This window comes from Kitasatospora sp. NPDC093558 (assembly GCF_040683475.1).
Classification (GTDB): domain Bacteria; phylum Actinomycetota; class Actinomycetes; order Streptomycetales; family Streptomycetaceae; genus Kitasatospora.
Genome location: NZ_JBFBDY010000481.1, coordinates 1 through 4,905, shown reverse-complemented (window position 1 = coordinate 4,905; position 4,905 = coordinate 1). Strand labels below are relative to the sequence as shown.

Below are 4,905 nucleotides of genomic sequence, written 5' to 3'. Positions count from 1 at the left end.
GACCGGCCGTTCACTGTCGAACGTCGGACCCGCGGGCCAGATGGTGGTCGCGGTGGCGGACACCACCTCGACGCTCTGCCCAGTCAGGTGGGCGAGGATCGGATACACGTCGGCCGTCAGCGGGTTCGGCGCTGTGGATCCGGCCGCCTGCAGTACGGCCAGCAGTTCCTCGCCGCCGCCGAGCTCCCGCTTCAGGGCCGCGTAGTCGATCAGCCGCGCCAGCCAGCGGAACCGGACCACCGCAGCGGCGAGTTCCTCCGGGGTGTCACCGACCCTGCTGGTCGGCAGGTCACCGAGCCGCAGGTTGTCGAACGCCTTCGAGTGGGTGGCCAGGTGACGGACCTCGTCATGGCCGATGCCCAGGGTGTGGACCAGCGACAGGATCTTTTCGATCAGCGCCAGGGCCGCACTGGCTCCTGTGACGACATCCTTCGGGTACAGCCGGAGCTGCTGTACAACGCCGCCACGGGCCAGCAACGCGCTCTGGACATCCAGGTGAGCGCTCGCGCCGTCGAGGCCGGTCGTGGTGAAGGCGAAGGCGTAGAGCCGTCCCGCCTGGAGCTCGACGGTGCCGGTGATCTCGGCCCCGGCAGTGGCTGTACCGCTCAGGACCACCGGCTGGTCAAGGTGGTCGAAGCTGAGCTTCGTGAATCCGCCCTGCGGGCCAACCACCGAGGTGAAGCGATAGACACCGCTCACCGGCACCTCCAGAAAGCCCTCGAAGGAGGACTTCGTGGTGTCGATGCTGCTGTCGATGTGCTCGAACGCGGCCAGCAGCGGCTCGCTGCGGCCGAGTAGCCGGGCGTCGGTCAGCAGGTCCTCCACCAGGGCCGGCTCGGCGCCGGCCTGGGCGGTGATCGTGTCCACCACGAGTCGTTGGATCAACCGGCCTTGGAGGAAGGGCAGGAAAGCGGTCGCGAGGACTGTCCGCTTGGCCTGGACAGCCTCCTCGACGGCCTCGCGGGCGACGAGCTCGGCGGCTGCGGACAGTCCGGGCGGGATCAGGGGCGTGGGGTTGATCAGCAGGTTGAATGCACTGTCTTCGAGAAAGCCGAAACTCGTCCCAGCAGTGATGTCCTGCTTGAGCAGGTACCTGTCGAAGAACTTCTTCACCTCAGGTGCGGAGGTCGAGAACCCGGCCGTGCCCTGCACCATCGCGAGGAGCTTGTCGACGACGTCCCGCTCAAGGACGAGTCCCAGCTCCTGCCGCAGTTGCTCGTCACTTAGCGAGCCCGGGGCCGCCGGGACGGCGTGCTCGGCGCGGATCGCCCGAGCCCCGTCGGCCAGGACCTTCAACTGCTGCAGCACCGCGTCGGGGACCGGCCCGTCGGTCGGCTTGGCATCCCGCCGCTCGCGCAGCAGCGCGTCGATGTCCGGGACGCTCAGACCACTGTCGGCGACCCGGCGGGCCAGTCCAGCGAACTCGAGGGTGGCCTGTCGGTACGGCTGCTCCGGGGGGAGGTGCTCCAAAGCGTCGGGGTACAGCGGCTCGAACGGGTCCATCCCGGAGAGCCTCTTCAGCGTCACCAGATCGGACACCGACAGCTGCAGGATCTCGGCCAGCAGCGCGTACCGGTGCAAGGTGGACAAGGTGCGCAGATCAAGGTCCACGTCCGCCTTGATCCCGGCATCGGTGAGGATCGTTTGGATGTCGTCGCTGCTGAGCCCGAGCACGGCCTGCACGCTGCGCAAGTGGTCCCGGAGCCTGGGGACTTTGGCCGGGTCGACCTCTGTCCAGTCGAGGTAGCGGCCGAGCGGGTGGTCGAAGACCGGGTCGCGTAGGAGCACGCTCCTGGTCAGGAACAGCTGTGCGTAGAGCGGGTTGCGGCCGGTCGTCGGAAGGTCCATCCACAAGGCGGCCAGCCTTGGCCTCAGCTTCGGGTCCACCCCGGGCCGGTCCATGAGCGACACCAGTTGGGACAGGTGGATCAGCGCGGACCGCAGCGGACGCTGGTCCAACGACCCCATGACGAACGGTGCGTGGGCCGGCACGAAGGCCTTCAGCGCATCGTCTGTCTCCGCGATCGACCAGCCGAGCTTTCGCCACAGCCGCACGAAGTGGGCGATGCGGACGAAGGCCAGCGGATCGGCCGGGGAGCCGTCGGCATGGCGCAGGGTCGTCAGGTCGAAGTCCGCTCCGGTATCCGGATCGGCGAGCACCAGCACCTGCCCGTACGGCAGGCCGGCGATCTCGGTCCGCAGCCGGTCCGCCGACACGTTCGCCCGAGCGGCGAGGGCGGTGAGGCGGGCATCGAACGCATCGACCGCCAGCCGATCGGCCTTCTGCTCTGGCGTGACCGGAGGCGGGTCGAGGCGATGCTCGGTGTAGTGCTTGGCATCCCGGATGCTGACGCCGAGCCGGTACAGCAGTCCGAGCCCGGGCAGTGCGGGGTTGACGAAGCCCGTCTGCACGATGTCGACGAGGTCCTGGTATGTGACCCCGAGCCGCCTCGACAGGGTTTTGGCGGAGTTGAGGTCGATGCGCTGGCCCGAATCCGCGTCGACCGCCACCGTCGTGGCCTGGCCAGCGTCGGCGTAACCGTACAGCCGCCACCAGGAGGCCAGGGGCGCGGGATCGGTGAGTCTGGCAGCCTCGGCGGGCGAGAAGCCGAGGTACTCGATGTACGTGTCCGCCCGGTCGTATCGCTGGATGTCGTCGAACAGCGCGTTGCTCGCCCGGAACACCTCCATCACCTTGGCCAGCGGAGTGCCGAACCCGGCTGTGAACTCGCGCACCGTCTCGATCCACAGATCGAACGGCAGCGGATCGGGGTGCCACGCATCGAGCAGCTTGTCGTACGCCTCCGCGAGCAGGTTCTGCGGTTCGGCGACCAACTCCTCCGTCGTCGCCTCGCCGGTGTCGTGCGCGGCCTCCGCGGCCAGTCCCGCGTGCGCGACGTAGTACTCGAGGATCTCGTTGACGATGTCGATGTACGGCAGCGCGGTGAGGGTGTTCTCGCAGGTGAGCTCGATCGCGAAGAGATCCGGTCGAGGCGCCTGCTGCGCGTCGATCGGCCTGGCGTACTTGGCCGTGTAGTCCAGGCCGGCGTGTCGGCTCTTCCAGTTGGCGAGGAAGTTGTCCCACGTCGGCTTGTCCGGGTCGATGAACTGCAGGAGATCGACGAAGTAGGCGGCGGGGCTGAGTACCGAGCGGCAGTCCGGGCACTCGATGTAGTCGAGCGACCCGAACAGCCCCTCCATCGTCGGAAAGTGCCTGAGCAGATTGCTCTGGGCGGCGTGCCTGTCCACCGCCGCCGCCGAGGTGGCCGCCGTGCCGGGCTGCGCCTTGAGCGTCTGTGCCGCACCGAACACGGCGTAGCTGACGCTGCTGACCTGCTGTGCCTTGCGATGGACCAGCTGGGCCACCACGGCGCCGGGTTCGGTCTTGAAGAGCTTGAGATGGGCGCGGAGGAAGGCCGCGGAGAACTCCTCCTCACCCATTTCGGCGATGTCGTAGGCACTGGTCAGGCCGAGCTCGGTCAGGACGGCCATCGACTTGTGGTCAGGGCTGAGCTGGTAGGCGCGGTGCAGGTCCCGGAGGTCCTGCCTTGCGGCCTCGAACTGCTCCTCGGTGACTCCGAACATACCCGCGCCCTTGGCCACGAAGAAGGCCTCGGGCGGGGTCGCACCCATCACGAAGCCGTCGGCCGTGGCTGCCTTCAGCAGGGCGACCGTGGACGCCGTATTCCCCACCGCGAGGGCGCCCGTGGAAACGAGTTGGGTGACCACCTGGGTGGGGTAGCTTGCCCGCACCTTTCGGGCGAGATCAGCGGCGTAGGCGCTCAGACGCACGGCGGGTGTCGACGCCTCGTAGGAGGCGGGGATCAGCGCGGTGATCGCCGCCGTGTCTCCCCCGACCAGGGCGCTGAGTTTCCGCTCCCAGTCCTCGGCGGTGACCAACCCCTGATCGACCAGCTCGGCCGGGTGGCGCAGGTCGGGCCCGAGCAGGTGCGCCATCAGCGGGGCGCTGTTGCCAGTGAGAAGTGCGAGCTTGCCCTGCAGCTTGAGACTGTCGATCTGGTCGTGCAGGCCGAGGCCCTCAGCTTGGCTCCACAGCTGCTCGGGGTCCCCCCGGTGAGCGAACGCCACCTTGGCGAAATCGGCCTGCTGTGCCTCGTTCAGCCCTGCGTGGCCGAGTAGCTCCGCGTACGTCGCCGTCGAGCCGGGCGGCTTCATCGTCAGCTTCGCGTGCACGGTGAACTCCGCGAACCTCTGCGTGGCGGTTGCGATCCCGGCGGCGTCGATGTCGAGGATGCCCCCGTCCTTGGCCAGGGTGAGGGCCTTGGTCACGGTCTGGTCGTCCACCAGTGCCAACGCCGCGACATCGGATGGCAGTCCGGCACGTAGCAGCCCGTAGATCACGGACGCGTCCAGCGTCAGATTGTTGTTCGCGCCGGCGAGCCGCTCGGCCATCACCGTCAGGGCGATGAGCCGCGGGTCCCAGCCGGTGGAGCGGCTCAGCACCGTCAGGTCCTGGCGCTGCGCGCCCTCCTGAGCCTGTGCCAGTTTGGCGAGCTCGCCCACCTGGGCGGCGAGGTCCTTGGACAGCCGCGCGTACTCGGACTCCGTCGGTGGCGTTGGCGCGACCAGCGTGAGGGTGTGGAACAGGCCGACGGCGTAGGACACCGGGCCGAGCGGCTTGTCGTCCCTGGCGGCCGTGACCTCAAGATTCACTGCGGCGGTTCCCGGGTCGTAGGCGAGTACGAACTCGCCACGCCCGTCGGTTGTGACGGTGCCCAGCTGGTCAGGCGTGCCGCCGAACCGCTGGTTGCGGATCCGCAACGCCAGCTGCGCGGCTGGCAGCGACCCGTCGATGGTCACCCGCCCGGTCACGACCGCGTGTGCGGCGACTTCGAGCACGACGGGCGTGAACCTGACGCCGTTGTCCGTCTGCGTCAGACCGCC

Annotated in this window: 1 protein-coding gene; it reads right to left on the bottom strand. The window is 68.6% G+C overall.

The window, feature by feature from the left end; translation table 11 throughout:
* Positions 1-4,860 (bottom strand): hypothetical protein (locus tag AB0O00_RS29605; protein ID WP_363656929.1); only part of this gene is annotated, 4,860 nt, incomplete at its 3' end.
* Between the last annotated feature and the right edge of the window lie 45 nt (positions 4,861-4,905).